The sequence below is a fragment of the Actinoplanes sp. NPDC051343 genome (assembly GCF_044455125.1).
Taxonomy (GTDB): Bacteria; Actinomycetota; Actinomycetes; order Mycobacteriales; family Micromonosporaceae; genus Actinoplanes.
Map to the genome: position 1 here is coordinate 315,661 of NZ_JBITEL010000008.1, position 22,106 is coordinate 337,766.

The 22,106-nt window shown below is 70.8% G+C and carries 22 protein-coding genes and 1 tRNA gene; 14 read left to right on the top strand and 9 right to left on the bottom strand.

Going from position 1 to position 22,106, the window contains the following annotated elements; genetic code table 11:
* Positions 1-50 precede the first annotated feature (50 nt).
* Positions 51-377 (bottom strand): translation initiation factor 2, encoded by a 327-nt coding sequence (locus tag ACIA5C_RS27175; protein WP_396059372.1) that lies wholly within the window; start codon positions 375-377, stop codon positions 51-53.
* A gap of 63 nt (positions 378-440) precedes the next feature.
* On the opposite strand from ACIA5C_RS27175, the gene ACIA5C_RS27180 reads away from it, so the two are divergent.
* On the top strand, positions 441-620 hold the full coding sequence (locus ACIA5C_RS27180) for a hypothetical protein (RefSeq protein ID WP_396059374.1): 180 nt from the start codon (positions 441-443) through the stop codon (positions 618-620).
* Between the two features lie 25 nt (positions 621-645).
* On the opposite strand, the gene ACIA5C_RS27185 is transcribed toward ACIA5C_RS27180, so the two are convergent.
* From ACIA5C_RS27185 to ACIA5C_RS27195, 3 genes are all read right to left on the bottom strand, one after another.
* Positions 646-900 carry a hypothetical protein gene (locus ACIA5C_RS27185; RefSeq protein WP_396059376.1) on the bottom strand — a complete coding sequence of 85 codons (255 nt, stop codon included), beginning with the start codon at positions 898-900 and terminating at the stop codon, positions 646-648.
* Between the two features lie 747 nt (positions 901-1,647).
* Positions 1,648-2,013, bottom strand: coding sequence for an FmdB family zinc ribbon protein (locus ACIA5C_RS27190; RefSeq protein ID WP_396059378.1), 366 nt, complete (start codon positions 2,011-2,013; stop codon positions 1,648-1,650).
* A 58-nt stretch (positions 2,014-2,071) separates the two neighbouring features.
* Positions 2,072-2,701, bottom strand: a complete 630-nt coding sequence (locus tag ACIA5C_RS27195; protein WP_396059380.1) for a 5-formyltetrahydrofolate cyclo-ligase — start codon at positions 2,699-2,701, stop codon at positions 2,072-2,074.
* Between the two features lie 81 nt (positions 2,702-2,782).
* Between ACIA5C_RS27195 and ACIA5C_RS27200 the strand changes: the two genes are divergently transcribed.
* The 6 genes from ACIA5C_RS27200 (at position 2,783) to ACIA5C_RS27225 (ending at position 8,703) form a co-directional block, all read left to right on the top strand.
* A complete protein-coding gene (locus ACIA5C_RS27200; protein ID WP_396059382.1) occupies positions 2,783-4,765 on the top strand; it encodes a diguanylate cyclase in 1,983 nt (660 codons plus the stop codon).
* 48 nt (positions 4,766-4,813) lie between these two features.
* Positions 4,814-5,728 (top strand): UTP--glucose-1-phosphate uridylyltransferase, encoded by a 915-nt coding sequence (locus tag ACIA5C_RS27205; protein WP_396059384.1) that lies wholly within the window; start codon positions 4,814-4,816, stop codon positions 5,726-5,728.
* Entirely contained in the window at positions 5,725-7,035 is a 1,311-nt protein-coding gene (gene glp / locus ACIA5C_RS27210) for a gephyrin-like molybdotransferase Glp (protein ID WP_396059386.1), read from the top strand. The genes ACIA5C_RS27205 and glp overlap by 4 nt, the downstream gene beginning before the upstream one ends.
* Positions 7,036-7,665, top strand: a complete 630-nt coding sequence (locus ACIA5C_RS27215) for a GNAT family N-acetyltransferase (RefSeq protein ID WP_396059388.1) — start codon at positions 7,036-7,038, stop codon at positions 7,663-7,665.
* A 148-nt stretch (positions 7,666-7,813) separates the two neighbouring features.
* Positions 7,814-8,572, top strand: coding sequence for a hypothetical protein (locus tag ACIA5C_RS27220; protein WP_396059390.1), 759 nt, complete (start codon positions 7,814-7,816; stop codon positions 8,570-8,572).
* Between the two features lie 57 nt (positions 8,573-8,629).
* Positions 8,630-8,703 (top strand) — tRNA-Ala (locus ACIA5C_RS27225).
* A gap of 123 nt (positions 8,704-8,826) precedes the next feature.
* On the opposite strand, the gene ACIA5C_RS27230 is transcribed toward ACIA5C_RS27225, so the two are convergent.
* A complete protein-coding gene (locus ACIA5C_RS27230; protein ID WP_396059392.1) occupies positions 8,827-8,982 on the bottom strand; it encodes a hypothetical protein in 156 nt (51 codons plus the stop codon).
* A gap of 287 nt (positions 8,983-9,269) precedes the next feature.
* Between ACIA5C_RS27230 and ACIA5C_RS27235 the strand changes: the two genes are divergently transcribed.
* Both ACIA5C_RS27235 and ACIA5C_RS27240 read left to right on the top strand, forming a co-directional pair.
* Positions 9,270-9,596: a hypothetical protein gene (locus ACIA5C_RS27235; protein WP_396059394.1), complete on the top strand. Its 327-nt coding sequence runs from the start codon at positions 9,270-9,272 to the stop codon at positions 9,594-9,596.
* An 8-nt stretch (positions 9,597-9,604) separates the two neighbouring features.
* Positions 9,605-9,925 (top strand): hypothetical protein, encoded by a 321-nt coding sequence (locus ACIA5C_RS27240; protein ID WP_396059396.1) that lies wholly within the window; start codon positions 9,605-9,607, stop codon positions 9,923-9,925.
* 649 nt (positions 9,926-10,574) lie between these two features.
* Here the strand turns inward: ACIA5C_RS27240 and ACIA5C_RS27245 are convergent.
* The gene (locus tag ACIA5C_RS27245) at positions 10,575-10,748 is read right to left on the bottom strand and encodes a hypothetical protein (RefSeq protein WP_396059398.1); all 174 of its coding nucleotides are present in this window, start codon (positions 10,746-10,748) and stop codon (positions 10,575-10,577) included.
* Positions 10,749-10,751: 3 nt separating this feature from the next.
* On the bottom strand, positions 10,752-11,654 hold the full coding sequence (locus ACIA5C_RS27250; RefSeq protein ID WP_396059400.1) for a hypothetical protein: 903 nt from the start codon (positions 11,652-11,654) through the stop codon (positions 10,752-10,754).
* 27 nt (positions 11,655-11,681) lie between these two features.
* On the opposite strand from ACIA5C_RS27250, the gene ACIA5C_RS27255 reads away from it, so the two are divergent.
* The gene (locus ACIA5C_RS27255; protein WP_396059402.1) at positions 11,682-14,159 is read left to right on the top strand and encodes a bifunctional polysaccharide deacetylase/glycosyltransferase family 2 protein; all 2,478 of its coding nucleotides are present in this window, start codon (positions 11,682-11,684) and stop codon (positions 14,157-14,159) included.
* Between the two features lie 118 nt (positions 14,160-14,277).
* Complete coding sequence (locus ACIA5C_RS27260) at positions 14,278-15,522, top strand: GAF domain-containing protein (protein WP_396059404.1); 1,245 nt, start codon at positions 14,278-14,280, stop codon at positions 15,520-15,522.
* Positions 15,523-15,540: 18 nt separating this feature from the next.
* On the opposite strand, the gene ACIA5C_RS27265 is transcribed toward ACIA5C_RS27260, so the two are convergent.
* On the bottom strand, positions 15,541-17,118 hold the full coding sequence (locus ACIA5C_RS27265) for a dolichyl-phosphate-mannose--protein mannosyltransferase (protein WP_396059406.1): 1,578 nt from the start codon (positions 17,116-17,118) through the stop codon (positions 15,541-15,543).
* A 75-nt stretch (positions 17,119-17,193) separates the two neighbouring features.
* Here ACIA5C_RS27265 and rsmI point away from each other — a divergent pair, with 75 nt between their 5' ends.
* Positions 17,194-18,045: a 16S rRNA (cytidine(1402)-2'-O)-methyltransferase gene (rsmI, locus tag ACIA5C_RS27270; protein ID WP_396059408.1), complete on the top strand. Its 852-nt coding sequence runs from the start codon at positions 17,194-17,196 to the stop codon at positions 18,043-18,045.
* On the opposite strand, the gene ACIA5C_RS27275 is transcribed toward rsmI, so the two are convergent.
* The gene (locus ACIA5C_RS27275) at positions 18,042-18,782 is read right to left on the bottom strand and encodes a hypothetical protein (RefSeq protein ID WP_396059410.1); all 741 of its coding nucleotides are present in this window, start codon (positions 18,780-18,782) and stop codon (positions 18,042-18,044) included. The two genes, rsmI and ACIA5C_RS27275, sit on opposite strands and share 4 nt — an antisense overlap.
* A gap of 460 nt (positions 18,783-19,242) precedes the next feature.
* Between ACIA5C_RS27275 and ACIA5C_RS27280 the strand changes: the two genes are divergently transcribed.
* The gene (locus tag ACIA5C_RS27280) at positions 19,243-19,779 is read left to right on the top strand and encodes a hypothetical protein (protein ID WP_396059412.1); all 537 of its coding nucleotides are present in this window, start codon (positions 19,243-19,245) and stop codon (positions 19,777-19,779) included.
* Between the two features lie 446 nt (positions 19,780-20,225).
* Positions 20,226-22,022, top strand: a complete 1,797-nt coding sequence (metG, locus tag ACIA5C_RS27285) for a methionine--tRNA ligase (RefSeq protein WP_396059414.1) — start codon at positions 20,226-20,228, stop codon at positions 22,020-22,022.
* Positions 22,023-22,106 lie beyond the last annotated feature (84 nt).

Below are 22,106 nucleotides of genomic sequence, written 5' to 3' on the forward strand. Positions count from 1 at the left end.
CGTTACCGGTCCGCCGGCTTTCGCCGTTACCGGTCCGCCGGCTTTCGCCGTTAGAAGATCACGCGAGCGCAGAGCAGGCACATCAGGATCAGCGCGATCGCTCCGGCGACCATCCCGATCCCGTACGTGACGGTCCGCGCCGACCCCTCGGCGTCGTCGAGGGCGTCCATGTTCTGAGGCGGCAGCGCGCGCGGCGGAGGGGGCTGCGCGACCATCGGGGGACGCCACTGCGGGGACGGGGGACCCTGCCGGGGCGGCCCCTGATAGCTCGACGCCGGATCGGGCTGGGGCCTGGGCGCCGGGCCCGGGGCGGGGGAGTCGGGATCCGGCCGCTGCCAGTAGGCGTCGTCGCCCGGAACGCCGTTCGGGGAGCTCACGTTCACCGACGGTACAGCGGGAGGGGGACGACGGCCGCAACGGTGCTGGCTTACCCTCTAGCCGTGGACATCCTGGACGAACCCGAGCGCGACCACGACGCCGAGCGCGAGGTCGACTTCGAGTCGGAAGAGGCGGCCCTGCTGCCCGACCAGACCCGCGACGACACCGAGCGTGGCTGGGGTGAGCACGACGTCTCCAACGACGAGCGCCTCCTCGACGACCGGCCGCCGCACTGGGGTTGATCTCGGGCAGCCCTCGGCCGACCCCTCAGCCTGGGCGGATCAGGATCGCGAATCCCTGCCGGGAGGTGGCTACGGCCTGACTGGCCTCTTGAGGGGTCAGAGCCAGTAGCAGCCCGCCGGCCGCGGGATCGTCGATGCCGGTCACCCTTAACACCAGCGCCGAGCCCGCGACCGGGGTCGGCCGGCCGCCGGCGTCGTTGAGTCGTAGCAGGTCGACTCGATTGCCCGGACGGACCAGCCCCAAGGCCGTGGGATCGGCCAGGCGGATGGGGACGCCCACGCTTCCGTCCGGGACGGCCGGCCCCGCCCCGCCGCCGGTAGCGACCGCCGGGCTGCCGTTGGCACCGGCCGGCGCCGGCCCTCCGGTCGGGCCCTCCGGGAGCTGGCCTCCGGCGCCTGCCGTGGGTTGCCCTCCACTCGCGCCCACTGACCCTCCGGTTGTGCCCAGCGGCCCTGCTGTCGTGCCCGACGCCCTTGGCCCCCCTCCCGCGCCTGAGGCCGCCGGAGTGGCTGCGGCGCCGGTGCCGCAGGGCTGTTTCGGGGGTGACCACAGCACCGCGGCGGCGGTGGCCAGCAGGGCCGCGACCGCCGCGAGGCGGAGCAGCGTGCCGCGGCCCGGCCGGCGCCATCGCACAGGATCCAGGCGCCCGTCGCCGCGGGGGCGGCGTGTGGACCCGTGCGTGGCCGGCTGGGCGGTGTCTCGGCGGGAGTAACCGTTCCTGCCCATCGTGGGTGCCCTCCCGTCGCCGCGGCGCCGTGGTCGGGCGCCGGGACGGACGTTAGGCCGATTCGAAGATCGCTCGCTCCATGCCTGTGGACAACCGCGCCTCTGTGGATATCCGCAGGTCGCGTGGCGCGATCTTGCTACGCGCGCGGGTCGCCCAGACCTCCCCCACCCTGGTGGGAGGGGACGATTTGAGCACCTGGGTCTGACACTTTGGGCCCGTCGTCCACAGGGCGGCCGGAAACGGAAACGCGCCAGGCCGCGTGGGCGGTCTGGCGCGTCGGGGAGAGGGGAGGGCGGCGGTCAGGAGCTGGCCGCCGCCTTCGTGGTGGTCGACGAGGAAGTGGAGGAAGAAGACGAGGTCGACGTCGAGGAAGAGGACGACGAAGACGAAGACGAAGAGGACGACGAGTCGCTCGAGGCGGGCGTGGTCTCGGACTTCTTCGGGGTCGCGGCCTCGGAACCGGCCGGCTTCTCGGCGCCCCCGTTGCCGGGGCGGGAGTCGTTGCGGTAGAAGCCGGACCCCTTGAAGACGATGCCGACCGAGTTGAAGACCTTGCGGAGCTTGCCGCTGCAGTTGGGGCACTCGGTCAGGGCCGGGTCGGAGAAGGACTGAACGGCCTCGAGCTGGTGCCCGCACTCGGTGCAGGCGTACTGGTAGGTGGGCACGGCTCCTCCGGATCTTTACGGCAACTGGCACTCGCCAAGTCCGAGTGCCAATGGTGCGTCATCGGAGGTCATTTCGTCCACTCCACGCCCCGGCTGAGGGCAGCGCCACGAAACCACGCCGGGGTGTGATCACGCCGTGGACCGGGCGGTCGTGCGGCTCGGCGGGCACGGTCTCGATCAGCTCGTCGTCGTTCAGGAGGGCCACGACGAGGCCGGTGGTCCGGGCGAGGGCCCGGTCGTAGGAGCCGCCGCCGCGGCCCATGCGCCGGCCGGAGAGGTCGACGGCCAGGGCGGGGGCGAGGACCAGTTCGGCTCCGGCCAGGGCCTCGACGCCGAGGCGGGGGCCGGTCGGCTCGGACAGGCCGCGGGGGCCGGCGGTCAGGTCGCCGGTGAACTCGGCCCAGTCGAGGTCGTTGTCTTCCAGGAGGACGGGCAGGAGGACGCGGACGCCCGTCGAGGCCAGGTGATCGGGGAGGTCGTGACCGCCGGGCTCGGGGCCGACCGGGACGTAGGCGGCCACGGTGGACGGGTGCTCACGGCGTACGAAAGAAAGGGTTTGATCTTGAAGTTGGGCGGCGGCGAGGCGGCGGGCGGACGGGGAAAGGGAACGGCGGGCAGTGAGCATGCGACTGCGGAGTGCCAACTTAGCTGCCCGAGATCTTTCCGCTTCACCGGCTAAATCCGACATGCAACACCCCCTTTTGAAAACCGGCAAACGGCGCACACTATGTCAGCATCGCTCCAAAGAGGGCCACTTCCGGGAGGATGCGTGACGCTACGTGGCCGACTGACCACCGCTTTTTTGGTGGTCGTGCTCGGTCCGGTCCTGCTCGGGTCCATCTTCGTCGCGCTGACGGTCGCCACGGTGAGCCGGGACCGGACGGCCGAGCGACTCGATCAAGCCACGTCCACCGTCCGGACCACGGTCGGTGCGGTCTGCCGCCAGTTGCAGGCCATTGCCGACGCGGTCGCCGTGGTGCCGGACGAGGACCGCTCACCGGTAGCCGCGCAGCTCGTCACGCGCGGTCTCGCCACCGGCATCCGCATCACCGACCGTCCGCACCGCGACGAGACGCTGGGTGACGGCGGCACCGGCTGGCAGGACTGCGCCGAACCGCAGGGAGGTGCCGCCCAGGCGGTGGCCGCGGCCGCGACCTCGGGCGATCTCACGGTTACGGCGGCCCAGCGGGTCGATTCGGGCTTTCTCGCGCGGCTGGCGAGCGCAGCCGGCACTCAGGTGACCATCACGGAAAGCAACGAGGCCAAAGGGCCTCGAGTCCGCAAGCTGAGCGCGGAGCCGGGCTCTCCGCTGCCGCTCACGCTCACCGTCGCTCCGCGCAAACCCAACTTCCTGTACGCGTTGCTCACCGGCCTGGTGCTGGCCGCGGCCGCCGCCTCGGTGCTCGTTGCCCGCTGGCTCGCCCACTCGACCACCCGTCCGCTCGGCGACCTGGCCGGCGCGGCCGACCGGGTGGCCAACGGCGACCTGGACACCCGGGTGCCGATCCTGCGGCCGGACGAACTGGGCCGCCTGGCCGGCACCTTCAACCGGATGACCCGCGAGCTGCAGGCCTACGTGCAGGCGTTGACCGCCAGCCGTGACCAGCTGCGCGGCCATCTCGCGATCCTCGGCGAAACCCTGTCCAGCACCCACGACCTGCACCGGATCCTGCCGGTGATCCTCCGCACCGCGCTGGCCGCCACCGGGGCCCGGGCCGGGCTGGTGCTGCTGACCGACCCGACCGGCACCGAGCTGATCGCCCAGTGCGGTATCGGCCTGACCGGAGCCTGGGATCTCTCCGACGACGAGCTGCGGACCCGCCGGCTGCCGGTCGGCGAGGGGGTGCTCGGGTCGGTGGCGGCCGGCAGCGAAGCCCGGCGCGGCTCCGGGGCCATCGCGGCCGCCGAACCGGCCTGCCGGACGTACGTCGCGGTGCCGATCTGCGCCCCGCCCGGAGCCGACGACCCGCTGATGCCCGAGGACCACCCGCGGCCCGCCACCCTCGGCGTGCTGGCGCTCTACGACCGGGTCGGCGGCGGGCCGTTCGACGACGGCGACCTGCAGACCCTGCGCACCTTCGCCGGGCAGGCCGGGATCGCCGTGCACAACGTCCGGATCCACGAGGAGGCGCAGCGGCTTTCGCTGACCGACCCGCTGACCGGCTTGTGGAATTACCGTTACCTGCGGGAGTCGTTGCGCCGGGAGGTGGAGCGGGCGAGCCGGTTCGGCCGGACGCTCACCGTGCTGGTTCTCGACCTCGACCACTTCAAGGAGGTGAACGACACGTACGGCCACGCCGCGGGCGACACGGTGCTGGGCGAATTCGCCCGGCGGATCCGGATCGGTCTCCGCGAGGTCGACGTGGCGTTCCGCCAGGGCGGGGAGGAGTTCGTGGTGCTGCTGCCGGAGACCGACGCGTACGGTGGGATCACCGTCGCCGAGCGGCTCGGGGCGGCGGTGCGCGACCAGCCCGTACGCATCGAGAACCGGGGCGCCGAAGAAGTCTCGATCAGCGTCTCGATCGGGATCGCCGTCTACCCCGAGCACGGAAGCACGGCCCAGCAGGTGGTCGACGCGGCCGACGACGCGCTCTACGTGGCCAAGAAGGCCGGACGCGACACGTACCGGCTGGCCGAGACCCGCAATGTGATCAAGTCGTCGGTTTCCCAAGCCGTACCGGACGGGCATTTCGATCCCGCCTCGTCGGCCTCCGGAGGGCCGCAACCGCCGCGACAGGCTCGCGGCCGATAGTCTCGCGGCATGTCCGGGCACGAATCGAGGAAAGGTGCGAAGACCTCAATGACCACGAACGCGAATGCGACCGGCCGCCGAGCGGTCAAGGCCGTCATCCCCGCGGCCGGTCTGGCGACCCGTTTCCTGCCCGCCACCAAGGCGGTGCCCAAGGAGTTGCTGCCGGTGGTCGACCGCCCGGTGCTGCAATACATCGTCGAAGAGGCAGCGGCGGCCGGCATCACCGACGTGCTGCTGGTGACCGGCCGGGGCAAGACGTCGATGGTCGACCACTTCGACCGGCGGCCCGACGTGGAGGCCCGCCTGGAGGAGAAGGGCGACCTCGAACGGCTCGCGGCCGTACGCCGGACGAGCGAACTCGCCGACATCTACACCTGCCGGCAGGGCGAACCGCTCGGCCTCGGGCACGCGGTCGGCACCGCCGCGTCGCACGTCGGCGACAACCCGTTCGCGGTGCTGCTCGGCGACGAGTTCGTCGAGGAGGACAAGCCGCTCCTGCCCGACATGCTCGACCTGCAGGCCCGCACCGGCGGCATCGTGCTGGCGTTCATGGAGGTCAAGCCCGAGGAGACCGCGCGCTACGGCATCGCGTCGGTGTCACCCTCCTCGTACGGCGACGACATCGTCGAGGTGACCGGCCTCGTCGAGAAGCCCTCGCCCGAAGATGCTCCGAGCAACCTGGCCGTGCTCGGCCGCTACATCCTGCCGGCGACCGTCTTCGACGCGATCGCCAACACCAAGCCCGGCTCCGGCGGCGAAATCCAGCTGACCGACGCGATGGCCCAGCTCCTGGCCGAGGGCACGCCGGTGCACGGCATCATCTACCGCGGCCACCGGTTCGACACCGGCATGCCGCTGGGCTACCTGCAGGCCGTCGTGACGCTCGCCGCGCGGCGCGCCGACCTCGGTGAAGAGTTCCGGAGCTGGCTCGGCGAGTTCGTCGCCGGCGGTGCGAAGGGATGACGGCGACGGCCGATGCCGAGGCGGCCGCCAACGAGCTGATGCCTCTCGCCGAATACCTGGGCAGTGTGCTGCGCAGGTTGCGGGCGCTGCCTCCGCTCGACCTCGACCTGACCCAGGCGCACGGCAACGTGCTCGCTGTGGACGTGCTCGCGCCCCACCCGTACCCGGCCTTCGACCAGGCGGCGATCGACGGGTACGCGGCCCGGTGGGAAGACCTCGCCTCGGCCGGCCGGGTCGGCTCGCACCCGTCCTTCGGCAAATTCGAAGGCGGGCCCCGGCCGGTCCGCCTCAACGTGGTCGGCGACCTCGGGGCGGCCAGCTGGCGCCCGGTGCGGCTCACCGCGGGCACCTGCTTCTCGGTAGCCGCGGGCGCGCCGCTGCCGATCGGCGCCGACGTCGTCGTCCCGGTGCACTGGACCGATCAGGGGATGGCTGCGGTCGAGATCCTGCACGCGCCCAAGCGCGGCTCGGGCGTACGCCGGGCCGGCGACGAACTCGCGGTCGGTCAGGTGCTCGCGCCGGGCGGCACGTACGTCACGCCGGCCATGGTCGCGACGTTCGCCGCCTCCGGGATCGGCCACGTGGTGGTGCGTCCCAGCCCGCGGGTCGTCGTGGTGGCCACCGGCGACGAACTGGTCGACGTCGGCCGCCCCAGCCAGCCCGGCCAGGTGGTCGACGCCAACTCGCACGCGCTGACCGCGGCCGCCGTCGAAGCGGGCGCCCTCGCCTACCGCATCGGCATCTGCGACGACGACCCCGAAGGGCTGCGCGGCCTCCTCGAAGACCAGACCCTGCGCGCCGACCTGATCATCACGACCGGCGGCACCGGCACCGGACCCGGCGACATGCTGCGCCGGGTACTGTCCCGCCGCGACCCCGGCCGGGGCGCGGTCGAATTCACCGACGTCGCCCTCTGCCCCGGCGCCACCCTCGGCTTCGGCACGGTCGGCGCCGAAGAGGTGCCGGTCGTCTCCCTCCCCGGCGAACCCGGCGCCGCCCTGATCGGCTTCGAAGTGCTGGCCCGGCCGGTCATCCAACTGCTCGCCGGGGCCGAACCGGTGTTCCGCCCCAGCGTCAAGGCGCACCTGCTGGAAACCGTGTCCTCGCCCGGCGGCCTGCGCGAATTCCGGCCGGCCCACGTCGCGGAACGGCGCGGCGGGGGTTACACGGTGCAGCCCCTCGCCGGAGGGCCGTACACTCTGTCCGGCCTTGCCGAGGCCAACGGACTGCTGGTGCTCGGCGAGCGGGTCACCACGGCGGCAGCCGGCTCGACCGTGGACGTGTTGCTCCTCGACCGGAGGCGATGAATGGGGTCCACGCCGGGCTGGCCAGCCGTCCTGGCGGACGGGCCGGTGGTGCTGAGGCCCTACAAGCGTGGCGACGCCAAAGTGTGGTCCGAGGTGCGCATCGCCAACCAGCAGTGGCTGGCGCCGTGGGAGTCCTCGCCACCCGGGCCGTGGGCCGAAATGAACTCGACACGGGCCTACGCGTACGTCTATGCCGACATGAAACGCGCCGCAAGGCGCGGTGACAGCATGCCGTTCGCAGTCTGCCTGCGCGAAGACGACGGCAGCGAACGCCTGGTCGGACACATCAACCTGGGCAACATCGTGCGGAGGGCGTTCTCGTCGGCCTACGCCGGCTACTGGGTCGACTATCGCGTGGCGGGCCGGGGTGTCATCCCGACCGCGCTGGCCCTCGCCGTCGACCACGCGTTCGGGCCGGGTGGCCTGCACCGCATCGAGGTCAACATCCGGCCGGAAAACAAACCGTCCCGCCGGGTCGTCGAAAAGCTGGGCTTCCGCGAAGAGGCCTACCACCAGCGCTACATGCACATCGACGGAAGCTGGCGCGACCATCTGGGCTACGCGCTGACCAGCGAGGAGGTGGCCGCCGAAGGCGGTCTGCTGGCCCGTTGGCGCCGCGTCCGGGCTTGACCCACTCACGTTTTTATGATCGTCGTACCGTCGCGCCCGGCGCGCCGCGCCGATTTCCGCAGCTCCCGCCCTTAGCCTCGGGATGAAACAGGGTCTTGCGGTTCGCGTCCGACACCACTAGTGCGGGCCGCCGAAGCTGACGGGAGGGGTGAGGGTGCCGACCTCGGTGCTCCTCGCCGTCCTCGCCGCGGCCGGTCTGCTCGCCCTCGCACCAGCGCTCGTGCGCCGGTACGACGCCACCGAGCGGCTCGCCGCGGAGCGGGCGTCGTCGACGGCACGGGTGCTGCAGCGCCGTCGCCGTCGCCGCACCGTGCCCGGACGCCGCCCGATCAACCCCGGGCGCCAGGTGACGGTTACGGTACCCGCCCCAACGGGTGATGCCGCCGGGCGCCCCCAGCGTCGTCTGCGCCTCGTCACCGGGCGCCGACCGGTCCGCCGGCCACCCCCGCGCCGGCACACCCCGGCGGTCGTCCGACGCCGCCGCGTCTTCGCCGCACTCCTCCTGCTCAACATCATCGAACTGGTCGGTGTGCTGGCGGTCGGGCCCGGCTTCTGGATCAGCTTCGCGGTGACCGGGTCACTGCTCGGGGCGTACCTCGTGCACCTGCGCAACCGGGCGCTGACCGACCGGCGCCGGCGCCGGATCGAAGCCCGCGAAGCCGCCTGGCTGGCCGCCCGGCAAGCCGAAGTGCGGCGGGAACAGGCCCGGCGGGCGGCGGCCCGCCGGGAAGCCCAAAGGCGCCTGGCGGCGCAGAAAGAAGCCGTACGCCGCGCCGCGATGGGCCTCGACCGCGACCCGTCCGACCTGCCGGCCGTCGCCAACGGCGGCTCGGTGTCCTACCGGCGCCGCGGAGGTGGCCTGCGCGGACGGCCATACGAGGCGGGCGGCCGGCACCACACGGCGTGAACCGGTGGGCCGGTTCGCGGGCGCGGGTCACGACCTGTTAGCCTTTAACGGCACCAAGGGGCTGTGGCGCAGACTGGTAGCGCACCTCGTTCGCATCGAGGGGGTCAGGGGTTCAAATCCCCTCAGCTCCACGAGTCGAAGGCGACCTGTGTTCGCGGAAAGCGCGAACCGGGTCGCCTCGTCATGTCTGCTCCGGGGGCCGAGCCCCCGGAAACCCCGCGTTGCGGGGGTTGCGGTGAGTGGGCACGTTGCGGTCACTGCGGCACCTTGCGGGTGCCGGGCGGGTTGCGGTTGCCCGGCGGGTTGCGGTCGCTGGGCACCTTGCGGGTGCCGGGCGGGTTGCGGTTGCCCGGCGGGTTGCGGTCGCTGGGCACCTTGCGGTTGCCGGGCGGGTTGCGGTCGCTGGGCACCTTGCGGGTGCCGGGCGGGTTGCGGGTGTCGGGCGGGTTGCGGGTGTTGGGCCTGCGGGGCCTGTTGCGATCGTTGCGGTTGCCGGGCGGGGTGCGCTTGGGGGGCCTTTGTGAGCGGGGCGGCTTGGGTGGCGGCGCTGTCGACTGTGGACTGGGCGCGTGCAGGGTAGCCGAAAAATGGTGTTTGATCTAGTGGTTGTTGCGCTGTGGTGATCCATATATGTTCATTGATCAATGGTCCTGAGTGATATTGCTCTTGGCCCTGGATGAACGGGGATCCTATGAAATTGAAGAGATCTGCGGGGCTTGCTGTTTCGGCCCTCGGTCTGGTCGGCGCCGGCCTGGTGGCCACCGGGAGCCCGGCGATGGCTACGCCGCAGAATTGCACCCACGGCAAAGCCTCGTCGGGTTCGTCGATCGCGTACTGCACCAGCGGAACGGGCAGCTACTACGCCCACATCCAGTGCGTGATCACGGTCAGCGGCACCAAGCACTACGACAGTGGTTACGGTTCCCGCCAGACGCCGGGGAGCGGCGCGTACTCGACGGCGTACTGCCCGAGATGGGACGGCAAAGTCATGACGTACTACACCGACTCGATCGAGCTGAGCTGACGGGGGCCATGATGCGAAGGAAACTGGCCGCTGCGGCGGTAACACTGGCTGCCGCGACGACAGGTGTCGTCGCGCTGACCGGCAGCCCGGCATTCGCCACCGCCAACGACTGCAGCTGGGCGCGGTACACCGCCAATTCGATCGTGGCGATCTGCAACGGTGGGAGCGGCAACTTCCGCGCCCACATCACCTGCCACAACAGCGGGGCGGGCGCGATCCTCGTCGACGGCTACGGGTCGTGGAAGAGCGTGGCCAGCCGCAGCGCTTCGTACGCGTACTGCCCGAAGTCCGGTGACACCTACGAGTACGGCGGCATCAACATCCAGTAACGGCTTGTTCTGACGTGCGGGCGTGACCGATCTGGTCGCGCCCGCACGTTCGTCTGGGGCCAGGTGGGCACGCACGCGTTTCCGATACGCCCTGTCCATGTTGGATGCGGAGCGCGGGTGGATTGTGACGGTTTGCTGGCGCCCAGCGGAAAAGCCGCAAAACCAGTCAACGCATCGACGGCGGCCGACGGAAAGTCGGGCGGGCAGTCGCAGGTTACCTGCGGAAATAGGACGCGCCCCGATCGCCAGCCACGGGGGAAGCGGGCGATAGGGGCGCGCAAGATGAAGCTTAACGACCTCCGATGACGGACACAACGGGTGACCTCACCCAGTTTGTCGCATGGATCATGCAACCTGGTATAAAGTGGACATTATCTGGCAATTGGTATTCAACAGACTTTTAGCTGCGTGAAATGTGTTCGCCTTAATGCGGTGATAGCGGTCGGGAATGCGACAGCAAACAATTCGCCGGAATGGCGTAACCTCTGTGCGCCAGTCAATTCTGTGCAGCTCAGGGCGATGGCTTTCGCTGCGGTGCAGATGCCTGCCATCTGGTCAAACGCTGGGGCTCATCATTTCGGTTGAATTCGCTGCGGCGATCATCCGTCATCCGCAAGAGTGAGTGCCTGCACGTTGGGAAAAGATGTTCTTAAGCTCGCCGCGTGACTTCGCAGCAGCCTGAGAACTCGACCTCCGCCGACACCGAGATCCCCGACACCGAGGTGATCGCCGTTGCGGCGCCCGCACCGGTGTTCGTGGACACCACCGGGCGGCGCAGCAGGTTGCTGCGGCGGCTCGCGTACGCGTTCGGCGTGATCGTCATGCTCTACGGCGGGCTGATCGCGGTCAGCCTGGCCGGTGGCCCGGTCCGATCGAGCGCCGTCCTGCCGTTGCCCGGCCTCGACCTGGACCCGAAGGAGAGCCGGCCCCCGGCCCGGCCCAGTCCCTCGCCGAGCCCGAGCGCGAGCGCGCCGGTCAAGTCGCTGTTCGTCACCGAGGCGCTGCCCCGGCGCGCCTCGACCCGGCAGGCGACGTCGTCCCGGGTGGAGTCGGCGACCGTCACGAAGAAGTCGACGGTCAAGGCGACGCCGACCAAGAAGCCCACGCCGAGCGCGACCACCACCCACCCGGTGGAGTCGACGACCACGCCGACGCCGTCGGCCAGTTCGTCGACGCCGGCGACCGGTACCACCACCTCGGCGCCGGCACCCGTCCCCCCGGTCCCGCCGACCGGCGGCACCGGGACTGGGACCGGCGGGCAGGGCGGCGGCTCCGTCGTTTCCGACACCGGCAGCACCGGCAGCACCGGCAGCACCGGCAGCAGCGGCAGCAGCGGCGGCGGCACCAGCAGCAGCGGTGGCAGCGGCACCAGCAGCAGCGGTGGCAGCAGCAGCGGCAGCGGCAGCACCGGGACCGGCAGCAGCGGTGGCAGCGGCAGCACCGGCACCAGCAGCAGCGGTGGCAGCGGTGGCAGCAGCACCGGTGGGGCGGCCAGTGGCGGCACCGGCAGCGCTGGCAACGGCTCGGGCTCGAATGGCGGCTCGAGCTCGAGCGGGGGCACCACCACTAACAGCGCCAGCGCCAAGAGCGCCAGCGCCAGCAGCGCCAAGAGCGCCAAGAGCGCCAGCAGCGCCAGCAGCGGCAGCGGCAGCGCTAAGAGTGTCAGCGCCAGTACTACCAAGAGCACCACGCCTACGACCGAGAGTGTGGTCGCCTTGAACTCGGCCAAGTCTGCCTCGACCACGCGGGAGGCCGCATGAGCAGCCCCGAAACGACCGCCCCGGTCCCGCCTCCGTCCGTGGTCAAGGCCGCCGCCCGCAAGCCTCTGCGGCTGATCCCGAGGCCGCGGGCCGCCCTCGCCGTCCTGCTTCTGGTGCTCTTCGTCGGCGTGCTGATCGTCCAGGCCTACATCAACTCCGAGTTCACCAGCGACCACCTCGACTCGGAGGTCGGTGACCAGAGCGAGGTGCCGGGCGCCATCCGCGGCGGCGGCCCGGTGCTCAACGCGACCGGCGGCCAGCAGAGCACCAGCCGGATGCCGCCCATGACGATCGCGCTGACCTTCGACGACGGGCCCGATCCGACGTGGACGCCGCAGATCCTCAAGGTGCTGCGGGAGAACCACGTCGTCGGCACGTTCTTCGTGATCGGCTCCGAGGTGGCCCGCCACCCCAAGCTGGTCAAGCAGCTCACCGACGCCGGCAACGAGCTCGGAGTGCACACCTTCACCCACCCCAACCTGCAGCGCATCGCGCCGTGGCGGCGGACGCTCGAGATCAACGAGACGCAGAACGTGATCGCCCGGGCCACCGGGGTGCGCACCAACCTGGTCCGTTTCCCCTACTCGTCGAAGACCGAGGCGATCGACGACACCAACTGGAAGATGGTCGAGGACGTCGGCCGGCAGGGCTACCTGATGGTGGTCAACGACGTGGACAGCGAGGACTGGCAGCGCCCGGGCGTGCCGCAGATCCTGCGCAACGCGATGCCGTTCCACGACAGCCCGGCCATCGTGCTCTTCCACGACTCGGGCGGTAACCGCGCCGAGACGGTGGCCGCGCTGCGGCGCTACATCCCGATGATGCAGTCGCGTGGCTACCGTTTCACCACGGTCACCGGCGGCCTCAACCGCGGGATCGACCTGCACAACCAGCAGATCGCCGAGCAGAACAGGACGGCCAAGGTCAAGGCACCGGTGGTGCCGCCGCTGCCCGAGAACCCCCGCGCCGAACCCGGCGCGGTCTGGCGGGGGGCCGCGGTCATCGGGACCGTACGCGTCGCCGACTGGCTCGTCTGGGCGGTCGCCGGCATGTTCCTGATCGTCGGGGCGCTGACCATCGGGCGTACGGCGTTGCTGTTGCTGCTCGCCACCCGGCACGCCCGGCAGAGGCGTAGGAAGACGTGGTCCTGGGGTCCACCCGTCACCGAACCGGTCTCGGTGATCGTGCCCGCCTACAACGAGAAGGAGGGCATCGAGGCGGCCGTGCAGTCGCTGGCCGGCGGCGACTACCCCGCCATCGAGGTGGTGGTGGTCGACGACGGTTCGACCGACGGCACGGCCGCCCTGGTGGAGGCCTTGGCGTTGCCGAACGTCCGGGTCGTCCGGGTGCCGAACGGTGGCAAGTCGAACGCCCTCAACACCGGGGTGGCACTGGCCCGCAGCGACCTGATCGTCACGGTCGACGGCGACACCATCTTCGAGAAGGACTCGATCCGGATGCTGGTGCAGCCGTTCGCCGACCCCCGGGTCGGTGCGGTGGCCGGCAACGTCAAGGTGGGCAACCGGCAGAAGATGGTCGCCGCCTGGCAGCACATCGAGTACGTGATCGGCTTCAACCTGGACCGCCGGCTCTACGAGGTGCTCGGCTGCATGCCGACCGTGCCCGGGGCGATCGGCGCGTTCCGGCGGGAGGCCCTGGACCAGGTCGGCGGGATCAGCGACGAGACGCTGGCCGAGGACACCGACGTGACCATGGCCATCTGCCGGGAGGGCTGGAAGGTCGTCTACGAGGAGCGGGCCAAGGCCTGGACCGAGGCGCCGGCCACTCTCGAGCAGCTCTACAAGCAGCGTTACCGCTGGAGCTACGGCACCATGCAGGCGATGTGGAAGCACCGCCGGTCGCTGTTCGACAAGGGGCCGTCGGGACGGTTCGGCCGGGTCGGGCTGCCGTTCCTGGCGCTCTTCGGGATCGGGCTGCCGATGCTCGCGCCGGCGGTCGACGTCCTGCTCGTCTACGGGCTGGCCTTCTGGGAGCTCAAGGAGACCGTGATCGCGTGGCTGGGCATGCTGGCTCTGCAGCTGTTCGCCGCCGCGGTGGCGTTCCGCTTCGACCGGGAGTCGCTGCGGCCGCTCTGGCGGTTGCCGCTGCAGCAGTTCGCCTACCGCCAGTTGATGTATCTGGTGCTGCTGCAGTCGGCGACCACGGCCCTGACCGGTGGGCGCCTGCGGTGGCACAAACTGCATCGGGCCGGCCTGACGCCGCGTACGGTCGAAGACCCACCCGCCGTGCCGCCGGTCGCGGCACCCAGAGCTCTGTCGCCCGGGATCGCGCCCGCGATCGACTCCTGGCCGCCCACGCGTGACCAGGTGCGGGTGACCGTGCAGCACCCGGCCGCGGGCCGGGCATCGGCCCGACCGGCGGTGCCCACCCAGCCGCGGTTCCTCGACGACGACGACCTCCCGTCGGCCGGCTCGCCCCCGGCCGGCGGCTCCGGCCCGGCCTATACCGGGTGATGATCCGGTCCGCGCCCGGCCGAACTGCAGCCGGGCGGGCGCGGGCCGGGATTACGGGTAAAAGTCTGTTTGGCTACTTTCGCGTGATACTCCTGGGGTAAGCCTTGGAGGTGACGCCGTGAAGGCACCCCTGCCTGACAACGAGACCGATCGGCTGGCCGCGCTCTACGCGCTCGACATCCTCGACAGCCCGGCCGAACAGGACTTCGACGACATCGTCAAACTCGCCTCGAACGTCTGCGGGGCGCCGATGTCGCTGGTCAGCCTCCTCGACTCGGACCGGCAATGGTTCAAGGCCCGGATCGGCACCGACCTCATCGAGACCGACCGGGACATCTCGTTCTGCGCCCACGCCGTGCTCGGCCGCGACCTGCTCGTCGTGCCCGACGCGACCAAGGACGTCCGGTTCGCCGACAACCCGCTGGTCGACCAGGACGGCGGCGTCCGGTTCTACGCCGGGGCGCCGCTGGTCACCACCGACGGGTACGCGCTGGGCACCCTCTGCGTCATCGACCGCGAACCGCGCCGGCTCGACATCGAGCAGCTCCAGGCGCTGCGGGCGCTCGCCCGGCAGGTCACCTCACAGATCGAACTGCGGCGGCACGCGCTCGCGCTGGCCAACACCACGGCCCGGCTGCAGGAACTGGAACGCCGCAAGGACGACCTGGCCTACCTCGTCGGCGGGGACCTGCGGGCGCCCCTGCGGCTGATGTCCTCGTACCTCGAGAAACTCGGCCGGACCGGCTGCCACGACGCCGAGACGGCGGAACTGGTCGGCCGGGCCACCGCCGGGCACATCCGGGGCTTCCTCGACCTGATGCAGCACCTCACGTCCATGGCCGAGGCCGGATTCGGCAGCGAAAGCCTGCACATGCGGCAGATCGACCTGACCCGCATCACCCAGCGGGCGGTCGAGTCGGTGCGCCCGATCGCGGCCACGAAGAAAATCTGGATCCTCAACCAGGCCGGCGGCCCCAACCTGCCGATCATCGCCGATCCCGTACGCCTCGAGCAGGTGCTCACCCACCTGCTGTTCGCCGCCGTCAAATACACCCCGACCGGCGGCCGGGTACGCGTCGGCACCGAGATCGAATCCGGTCCCGCGCTCCGCCTCGACGACATGGACATGCCCGACGGGCTGCGCCCCGAACTCTTCCCGCACCTGTTCTACGGCGCCATCGCCAACCCGACCGACGCGCTGGGCCCGGACCGCGGCCTGGCCGTCGCCAAGAAGATCCTCGACGCCCATCACGCCACGGTCGCCCTCTCGGACCGTCCGGGCGACGGCACCTCCCTGCACGTGGTGTTCCCGTTCGCCCAGACCAGCCCGGCCGACATGGCCGAGCAGCTCCTCGCGGTCTAGCGGTCACCGCGGCCGCGATCAGATCCAGCGGCTGCCCAGCCACATGCGGGACGACCAGGAGTTGTACGTGATCAGCTGGCCCACGAAGATCGGGTAGAAGTACGCGAAGCAGAGGGCTATCAGCACCACGTACGCGCCGACGACGACCGTGCCGACCAGCTGCCGGTCGGTGCGTCTCTTGCCGGTGGCCACGCCCTCGGCCGGGGTCATGATCGCTCCGAGCACGTAGACCACGGCGAGGATCAGGAACGGCAGGCCGGGCAGCAGGTAGAACGAGAACATCGTGCGGCCGTCGGTGATCGCGTAGTAGTACCAGGGGAGCATGCTGCCGATCGCGGGGATCAGGATGGCCGGGGCCCGCCAGTCGCGCCGCGCGATGCCGAACCACAGCACGGCGATCAGCGCCGGGCCGAAGCTCCACCAGAGCAGCGGGGTGCCGAGCAGCAGGATCTCGCGGGCGCAGCTGGGCGAGCCGCAGTTGCCGGTGTTGTTCCAGTAGAACGAGACCGGACGCCCCAGCAGCAGCCACTGCCACGGCCACGACTGGTAGGGGTGCTTGGCGGTCAGGCCGCTGTGGAACTTGTAGGCCTCCTGGTGGTAGTGCCACAGGTTGAGCAGGGCACCCAGGATCGGCGGCTCGCTGAGCCCGTTGGCCTGGCGGTAGTGGCGGAAGTAGCCGTCGTTGGTGACGAACCAGCCGGTCCACGTGGCCAGGTAGAAGACCAGGCTCAACCCGATGCTGACGACCCACCAGCCCAGGTCGCCGAGGATGCCGGCCGCGATCGGGCCGCGGATGCCGGCCGAGCGGCGGGCCTGCCAGCGCCAGATCAGCACGACGAGGCCGAAGAACGGCAGGAAGAACAGCGCGCTCCACTTCACACCGTTGGCCAGGCCGAAGCAGACGCCACCGGCCAGCAGCCACCACGGCGTGACCCGCGGGATCTTGTACGTCGAGGTGGGGTCGTAGCCGTCCTCGAGCGCCTTGAGCAGCCGCCGCCGGTAGTGGTCGCGGTCGAGCAGCAGGCAGGCGAACGTCATCTCGACGAACAGGCCGAGGAAGATGTCGAGCAGCGAGGTGCGCGACAGCACCAGCTGGAACCCGTCCAGGGTCATCAGCAGGCCCGCGATGCCGGCCAGCACGATCGAGTGGAACATCCGGTAGGCGATCCGGATCAGGATGAGGATCATCAGCGTGCCGGCGATCGCGGCCGGGAACCGCCAGCCGAGCTCGTGGTTGCCGAACGCCTTCTCGCCCAGCGCGATCAACCACTTGCCGAGCGGCGGATGCACCACATAGGCCGGGCCGTTGGTCTTCTCGTCCCACTCGACCGCGTGGTGCAGCAGGTCCCACGCGTCGGTCGGGTAGTAGACCTCGTCGAAGATGTAGCCCTTGACGCTGTTCAGGTCCTTGAGGCGCAGGATCGCCGCGATAGCCGTGATCACGGCGGTGACCAGCCACGAATAAGGGTTGAGCCAGTTCTCGAGCGAAGAGAGCCGGCGCCGGACGATGTCCGGGACGGCGTGAACGCCCGCCGCGGGCTCCGCCGCCTCGGGCGGATCCGGGGTGATCTCTGCCTCAGGTGTCGCCGTGGTCACCCCGCGATCCTAGGACGTGCCGCGCGGAAGCGACGCCTGCAGTCGGCGAGTCAGCGGATGTGATGGACTTCAGTCGTGCCCGACAACCCTTCGACCGGCCGCGTGGTGCTGGTCGGCGCCCCGCTCGGCAACATCGGCGACGCCTCGGCCCGGCTGCGGGAGGTACTCGCCGGCGCCGACGTGGTGGCGGCCGAGGACACCCGCCGCCTGGCCCGGCTCGCCCGCGACCTCGGCATCACGGTGAGCGGCCGGGTGGTGTCCTACTTCGAGGGCAACGACGAACGGCGTACGCCTGAGCTGGTGGAAGCCCTCGAGGCCGGCTCGGTCGTCGCGGTGGTCACCGACGGGGGCATGCCGAGCGTCTCCGACCCCGGGTTCCGGCTGGTGCGGGCCGCGCTGGAGGCCGGCTTCCCGGTGACCGCGGCGCCCGGTCCCAGCGCGGTGACGACCGCACTCGCCCTGTCCGGGCTGCCCAGCGACCGTTTTGTGTTCGAGGGCTTCTTACCGCGTACGCCCACAAACCGCCGCTCCCGCTTGCGGGAGCTGGCCGCCGAGCCTCGCACCCTGGTGTTCTTCGAAGCCCCCCACCGCATCACGGGAGCGCTGGCCGACCTGGCCGCCACGTTCGGCGAGGACCGGCCGGCCGCGGTCTGCCGCGAGCTGACCAAGACCTATGAGGAGGTACGCCGAGGGCCGCTGGCGTCCCTCGCGGCCTGGGCGGTGGAGAGCCCGCCCCGAGGCGAGATCACGCTGGTGGTGGGCGGTGCACCGGCCCGGCCGGCCGAGCGGCCGGACGACGACGAACTGCGGGCGGCGGTCGCCGCCCAGGAGGCCGGGGGACGGTCCCGGCGGGACGCCATCCAAGCGGTCGCGGACGAGTACGGGCTGAAGAAGCGCGAGGTGTACGCGCTCGTCCACAGCGTCTAATAGGCGGCGGCGAGGAAGCCGACGAGCAGCACAATCGGGGCGAAAAGGCTGGTCAGGGTCGTCAGCCGGCGGGCCCTCGGATCGTCGAGCCGCCGGGCGCCGGTCAGACCCGCGATGCCGTAGCCGCACATCAGCACCAAGACGAAGCCGAGAATCCAGCGCAGCTGCACCAGCAGACCGGTGTCGCCGAGGTAGGCCATCCGGCCGTCGGCGCTGACCATGCGCGCCGGGGTGACGACGCCGCGGGCCCGCTCGCCGTCGGCGACCCCGAGCAGGGCAACCCGGGTGACGGCGAAGCTGCCGTCAGCAGCGTCGAACCGGCCGGCGCAGCGCTGGGCGACACCGGAGCCGCTGCAGGCGGTGGTGGTGGCGTAGCCGCGGTCGCCGTGGCCGACGGCGAGCCAGAACGGTTCGGCGCTGACCCAGGCGAAGAAGGTAGCGATCAGCGCGAGAATGATCAGGGCGAGCAGGGCCGGGGCGGGCTTGCGGATGACGCCCTTACGGGTCCGGCGGCGGGTGCCGACGTGGGAGGCGACCTCGGGAAGGCGGCGGGTGCCGGCCTGCCCGGGGTTGTCGAGCCAGAAGGGGGAATTCTCGAGCTTCTCCAGGCGGGCGTCGGTCGAGGGGTCGCCGGTGGGTCGGGGGAGCGGCTCGGTCAGGCGGGCCTGGCCGGGTACGGGGGAGCGGTCCAGGGAGACGGTCGGGCGGTTCCGGTCGTCGGGGTCGGGCAGAACCATGACGTCGGGTTCTGGGGGCTCGGGTTCGGCTTCGGCGTGTGCGGCTTCGTGCTCTCCGGCTTCGGCATATTTGGTTTCAGCCTGTCCCGCGGTGGCCTGTCCGGCGGTGGCCTGTCCGGCGGTGGCCTGTCCGGCGGTGGCCGTCGGGTCCGTGGCTGTGGCTTGGTCGGCCGCTGTGGATAGCTCCGGGTGTGTGGATAGCTCTCGGCCTGTGGATAGCTCTCGCGCTGCGGACGCCTCTCGGTCTGCGGACCGCTCTTGGCCGGTGGATGGCTCTGCGGCCCTGGACGATGAGCGAGCTGTGGACGACTGAGGCGCTCTAGACGATGGAGCGGCTGTGGATGACCCGGTGGCTGCGGATGATCCGGTGCCTGTGGATGGGCCGCCGAAATTGTCGGAGCTCGAGCGTTGACTGGCCCCCACCCAGTGCTGGGGTGGGGTGGGCGAAGGGACGGCCGAGGTGGGGGTCGCTGACGGCGAGGCAGAGGACGGCGACGCAGGGGACGGTGAAGTGGAGGACGGCGACGCAGGGGACGGCGACGCGGGGCATGGTGAGGTGAGGGACGGTGAGGTGGGGGACGGCGACGCAGGGGACGGCGACGCAGGGGACGGAGACAGAGAGGACGGCGACGGAGAGGACGGCGACGCAGGGGACGGCGGGACCGAAGAAGGCGAGCTAGGAGGGGGCAAGGACGGTGAGTGCGACGCAGATGAGGGCGTGGTAACCGAGGGCGTCGCACCTGTGGGTGACGCAGGCGAGGGTGACGCAGACGAGGGAGACCCAGGCGAGGGCGCCACAGGCGAGGACGACGCAGATGAGGGTGCCGCAGGTGAGGGCGACCCCAGCGGTGGCGACGCTGGCGGGGGCGGGGCAGAGGCGGCCGGGGCAGACGATGGCGGAATTGTGGGCAGCGGCGGCAGCGGCGGCCGCGGCGTGAGCGGGGGCCGCACCTCGGAGGGCGGCGGCGAGTCGGAAGCTTCCGTGGCGCTCCGGTAGCCGGCCGGGGGCCTCAGCGGGTCGTAGCGGAATGCGTCCGGGCGGTTGTGGTCGCGTTCGACGCCGCCCGGTTCCGTGCGGAGTTCCTCGGCCGGGCGCTGCTTGAGTGAAACGTCGGGGGCGGCCGCGGCTGGGGCTTCGGCGGGCTCCGGCGCGTACGTGTGTTCGCGCTGCGGGAGCAGCGTGCCGGTGTTGCCGGGGGTTTGGGGTGGGCGGCGCCGCGGATGACGTCGGCGGCTCGAATCTGGCTCGCCGGGCCACCACGACTGCTCGGACGCGCTTTCGCTGTGAGGCGTTTCCCCTGGCTGTGGCGCGTCTCCGGACATAACCCCATTGGACTATGCGGTCGCGCACCGAGCACGTCACTAATGGGGCGTGTCGGGATAAATACGGGCACAACCTATCCGTTCGCGGGAGGCGGCCCGCAATCACTACGCTTAGGAACCATGAGTCACGTTCTCGCCGCGGTCGCCTGGCCTTACGCCAACGGCCCCCGCCACATCGGTCATGTCTCCGGCTTCGGGGTGCCCTCCGACGTTTTCAGCCGGTACATGCGGATGGCCGGCCACGACGTGCTCATGGTCTCGGGCACCGACGAGCACGGCACCCCGATCCAGGTGCAGGCGGACGCCGACGGGGTCACCCCGCGCGAGCTCGCCGACCGCTACAACCGGGTGATCGTGGAGGACCTGCACGGCCTCGGCCTGTCGTACGACCTGTTCACCCGCACCACCACCCGCAACCACTACGCGGTGGTGCAGGAACTCTTCAGCACGCTGCACCGCAACGGCTACATCGTCGCTCGCACGACGCTGGGCGCGATCTCGCCGTCCACCGGCCGCACCCTGCCCGACCGCTACATCGAGGGCACCTGCCCGATCTGCGGTTACGACAGCGCGCGCGGCGACCAGTGCGACAACTGCGGCAACCAGCTCGACCCGGAGCAGCTGATCGACCCGCGCTCCAAGATCAACGGTGAGGTCCCGCAGTTCGTCGAGACCGAGCACTTCTTCCTCGACCTGCCCGCGTTCGCCGAGGCGATCGGCGGCTGGCTCGACAAGCGGGAAAACTGGCGGCCCAACGTCCTGAAGTTCTCCCGCAACCTGCTCGACGACCTCCAGCCCCGGGCGATCACCCGCGACCTGGAGTGGGGCGTGCCGATCCCGCTCGACGACTGGCGCGACCGCAACGACAAGCGCATCTACGTCTGGTTCGACGCCGTCATCGGCTACCTGTCGGCGTCGATCGAGTGGGCCCGCCGCAGCGGCGACCCGCAGGCGTGGCGGCAGTGGTGGTCGGCCGACGGCGAAGGCAAGGATGCCCCGGCCTACTACTTCATGGGCAAGGACAACATCGTCTTCCACTCGGTGATCTGGCCGGCCCTGCTGCTCGGCTACTCGGGCGAGGGTGACAAGGGCGGCGAGCCGGGCGAGTTGGGCCGGCTCAACCTGCCGACCGAGGTCGTCTCCAGCGAATACCTGACGATGGAGGGCAAGAAGTTCTCCTCGTCCCGCCGCGTGGTCATCTACGTGCGCGACTTCCTGGAGCGTTACGACGCCGACGCGCTGCGCTACTTCATCGCGGCGGCCGGCCCGGAGTCCAACGACACCGATTTCACCTGGGCCGAGTTCGTCCGGCGCAACAACGACGAGCTGGTCGCGGGCTGGGGCAACCTGGTCAACCGGTCGATCTCGCTGGCGGCGAAGAACTTCGGCGCGATCCCGGCCGCGGGCGAGCTGACCGAGGACGACCGTGCGCTCCTTCAGACGGCCAAGGCCGGCTTCACCACGGTCGGCGAGCTGATCGGCCGGCACCGGCAGAAGGCGGCGATCGGCGAGGCGATGCGGGTGGTCGCCGAGGCCAACAAATACCTGTCCGACCAGGCGCCGTGGAAGCTCAAGTCGGAGGAGGAGAAGCCCCGGCAGGCGACGGTCCTGCACGTCGCGCTGCAGGTCGTCAGCGACGCCAACACGTTGCTGACGCCGTTCCTGCCGCACTCCGCGCAGAAGGTGTTCGAGCTGCTCGGCGGCGAGGGCGTGCACGCGCCGATGCCGCGCATCGAGGAGGTCGACGACCTCGACGGCGGCCCGTCCTACCCGGTGCTCATGGGTGACTATTCGGTGGGCGCGCGCTGGGAGTCGGTTCCGCTGGTTTCCGGTACGCCGTTGGCCGCCCCGAAGCCGGTGTTCCGCAAGCTCGAGCCGTCGGTGATCGACGAGGAGCTGGCCCGTCTGGCGGGCTGACGCCGCTTCGCTTGCTGCAGCAGGGTCCGCCCGGTGGCGGGCCCTGCTTTTTTCGCTGGCGCGACTGCCGCCGATCCGTCCGCC

Excerpts from the sequence above, each read along its gene's own strand:
- ACIA5C_RS27195 (WP_396059380.1), bottom strand. The coding sequence starts at position 2,701 with ATGTCGGATTTAGCCGGTGAAGCGGAAAGATCTCGGGCAGCTAAGTTG.
- ACIA5C_RS27205 (WP_396059384.1), top strand. The coding sequence starts at position 4,814 with ATGACCACGAACGCGAATGCGACCGGCCGCCGAGCGGTCAAGGCCGTC.
- glp (WP_396059386.1), top strand. The coding sequence starts at position 5,725 with ATGACGGCGACGGCCGATGCCGAGGCGGCCGCCAACGAGCTGATGCCT.
- ACIA5C_RS27215 (WP_396059388.1), top strand. The coding sequence starts at position 7,036 with ATGGGGTCCACGCCGGGCTGGCCAGCCGTCCTGGCGGACGGGCCGGTG.
- ACIA5C_RS27240 (WP_396059396.1), top strand. The coding sequence starts at position 9,605 with ATGATGCGAAGGAAACTGGCCGCTGCGGCGGTAACACTGGCTGCCGCG.
- ACIA5C_RS27245 (WP_396059398.1), bottom strand. The coding sequence starts at position 10,748 with ATGACGATCACGCCGAACGCGTACGCGAGCCGCCGCAGCAACCTGCTG.
- ACIA5C_RS27255 (WP_396059402.1), top strand. The coding sequence starts at position 11,682 with ATGAGCAGCCCCGAAACGACCGCCCCGGTCCCGCCTCCGTCCGTGGTC.
- ACIA5C_RS27275 (WP_396059410.1), bottom strand. The coding sequence starts at position 18,782 with ATGGTTCTGCCCGACCCCGACGACCGGAACCGCCCGACCGTCTCCCTG.
- metG (WP_396059414.1), top strand. The coding sequence starts at position 20,226 with ATGAGTCACGTTCTCGCCGCGGTCGCCTGGCCTTACGCCAACGGCCCC.